Origin of the sequence: Porphyromonas sp. CAG:1061 (genome assembly GCF_000435035.1) — a bacterium.
GTDB classification, from domain to species: Bacteria; Bacteroidota; Bacteroidia; order Bacteroidales; family Porphyromonadaceae; genus Porphyromonas_A; species Porphyromonas_A somerae.
Genome location: NZ_HF988934.1, coordinates 33,693 through 35,838, shown reverse-complemented (window position 1 = coordinate 35,838; position 2,146 = coordinate 33,693). Strand labels below are relative to the sequence as shown.

The 2,146-nt window shown below is 46.9% G+C and carries 2 protein-coding genes; both read right to left on the bottom strand.

Translation table 11 applies throughout. From position 1 onward, the window contains the following. Nucleotides 1-46: 46 nt before the first annotated feature. Nucleotides 47-1,207: a cytochrome d ubiquinol oxidase subunit II gene (locus tag QVO39_RS07085; protein WP_021903590.1), complete on the bottom strand. Its 1,161-nt coding sequence runs from the start codon at nt 1,205-1,207 to the stop codon at nt 47-49. 12 nt (nt 1,208-1,219) lie between these two features. Continuing rightward, nucleotides 1,220-2,146: cytochrome ubiquinol oxidase subunit I (locus tag QVO39_RS07080; protein ID WP_288171900.1), on the bottom strand; the 927-nt coding region annotated here is incomplete at its 5' end.

Below are 2,146 nucleotides of genomic sequence, written 5' to 3'. Positions count from 1 at the left end.
AGCCAATACGGCTGAGCCCCTTTGAACTATCTAAGCGTGTGAGATATTAATAGTGGTTACCCTTCTTCATCTCCTCTTCGTCAAACTTATGGAAGTCTAGCTTACGCCAAGCATAGAAGATGTAAGCTAGTACGAATGGGATCACTAGCGATGCGTAAGCCATTACCTCTAGCGTGTATTGGCTAGAGCTACTATTGCGAATCGTTAGCGAGCTCTGTAGGTCAGCAGTAGTTGGGTAGTAAGCTGTATTGTTCCAACCTGCCATCAGTAGCAGCACCGTCACTACGAGCACTACACCGACTCCTTCATACCAAATACCCTTATTAAAGTGAGGCTTGAAGACAGTCAGTAGGATACCCGCCAATACTCCCACCACTCCTAGAAGCATTACTACAAGTAGTACAGGTTGCTGTAGGAGGTTATTGAGGTACTTGTACTTCTCCATAAACACCTCGCCAGTAGCAGGGTCTACTGCAAAGCCTTGAGTGGTTAGTAAGAAACCTAGGAAGGCGAGGAAGAATACGAGGAAGATGATCGCATTTGGAAGGATACGCTTGCGAGCAGCCTGATTGAGCTCCTCATCGCGTACGTTATTGACGAAATAGAGTAGCCCAGTGGTACGGGCAAGGAATAGCACTGCAAGTCCTAGAACAAGGTTCCAAGGATTGAGCACCGCCTCAAGTCCGTGAAGCATCACGCCATTGTAATCCTGCCAAGTAGAGACAGAGAGGTTGCCACCAAGATTGGTGAGGTTGGTTCTATCCACTACGAAGTTAGCACCAGTGAAGAAGGTACCTACGGCAGCACCGATGAGCAATGGGCCGAGTACTCCATTGAGGAATAGTGCCCACTGATAGGTCTTCTTGCCAAATACATTACCCTTCTTATTTTGGTACTCATAGGAAACTGCCTGTATAACGAAGCAAAATAGAATGAGCATCCACACCCAGTAAGCTCCGTAGAAGCTAGTGGAGTAGAAGAGTGGGAAGGATGCAAAGAAGGCACCTCCAAAGGTGACTAGTGTAGTAAAGGTGAACTCCCACTTACGACCTGTAGAATTGACCAGCATCCTCTGCTGTAGTGCGTTTTTGTGCAGTGAAAAGACAAAAGTCTGACCACCCTGTACAAAAAGTAGAAACACGAGAAGACCGCCAAGCAGTGAAATGATAAACCACCAGTAGTCTTGTAGAAAAATTAACTTATCCATACTGTATCCCGATTATTTCGCCTCGTTTTGAGAGTCGTTTGAAACATGATTTTTTGGTCCCTTCTTGATCGCATGGATCATGATACTTAGCTCGGCAATGAGCATCAGTGTAAAGAGGACTAGGAAGAGGGTAAAGGTGGTCTTCACTGCACTAGCTGCAATGTTGGAGACAGCGGCCTGTACAGGAAGAGCATCCTGAATAGTCCATGGTTGGCGACCAACCTCTGCTACAACCCAGCCTGCTTGTGAAGCGATATAGACTAGTGGGATACTGATGATCATTACCCAGTGGTACCAACGCATATTCACAAATTTCTCCTTATTGCGTCGGAGCATAATCAATGGCACTAGGCAGACCAAAATAAATAGCATTCCTAGCCCTACCATGATGCGGAAGCTGTAGTAAAGCATTGGGATATTGGGGATCAGGTCCTCAACATTATCGAAGTAACCATATCCAAAGTGCTCATAATTGGCATCTAGGATCTCCTTCTGAGCAGCTGCCTCAGCCTCGTTGCCAGCCTCTTTGGCAGCACGATAGTCGGCAAGTGCTTGGATAGCGATCTTACCTCTCTGGATACGCTCCTCGGCAGAAAGTGCTATGGTACCATCGGGCTTGGTATAACCACCCTCTAGTATGTTTTTGATACCAGGTACATAGGCGTTGGGGTCGTTGAAAGAAAGAATTGAAAGCCCGCTAGGAAGTGCGATATTAAAAGCGTAGTCGCTCTTATCACTTGCCCAGTCGGCTTTTTTCTTGTCGCTATTCACGATACCAATGACGCTGAGAGGTGCCTTTTCGCTACCCTCATACATATTCTCCATAGCAGCGAGCTTCATAGGTTGGTAGGTAGCTACATGACCTGCAGAGAGGTGACCTGTGGCGATGGTAAGAATCGCTGATACCAAACCAAGGGTGGCTGCTAGCTTGATGCTCTC

Excerpts from the sequence above, each read along its gene's own strand:
- QVO39_RS07085 (WP_021903590.1), bottom strand. The coding sequence starts at position 1,207 with ATGGATAAGTTAATTTTTCTACAAGACTACTGGTGGTTTATCATTTCA.